Here is a 394-nt window from a genome sequence, read left to right on the forward strand (position 1 = left end):
CATCAAGGCCGTACGCGAGGAACTCGTCGACCGGTACGGCAAGCTGCCGGAGCCGGTGGAGAACCTGCTGCTGGTCGCGGGCCTGCGCATGCTCGCGCGGGCGTGCGCCGTCGGCGAGATCGTGCTTCAGGGCAACAACATCCGCTTCGCGCCGGTGGAGTTGCGGGAGTCGCAGGAGCTGCGCCTGAAGCGGCTCTACCCCGGGACCGTCATCAAGGCGGGCTCGCACCAGGTCCTCGTACCGCGTCCGAAGACCGCGAAGGTGGGCGGCAAGCCGCTGGTCGGACGCGAACTGCTCGGCTGGGTCGGCGAGTTCCTGACCTCGATCCTGGGGTCCTGAGACCCTGGGGTCCTGGGGTCCTGAGCCGCGGCGCGCTGCCGAGCCGCCGCCGAG

1 protein-coding gene is annotated in these 394 nt (G+C 70.8%); it reads left to right on the top strand.

Translation table 11 applies throughout. From position 1 onward, the window contains the following. On the top strand, nucleotides 1–340 hold a 340-nt coding region (locus ACOV8S_RS31530; RefSeq protein ID WP_448321891.1), incomplete at its 5' end, for a TRCF domain-containing protein. Nucleotides 341–394: the final 54 nt, after the last annotated feature.

The organism is Streptomyces sp. CO7, assembly GCF_053474865.1.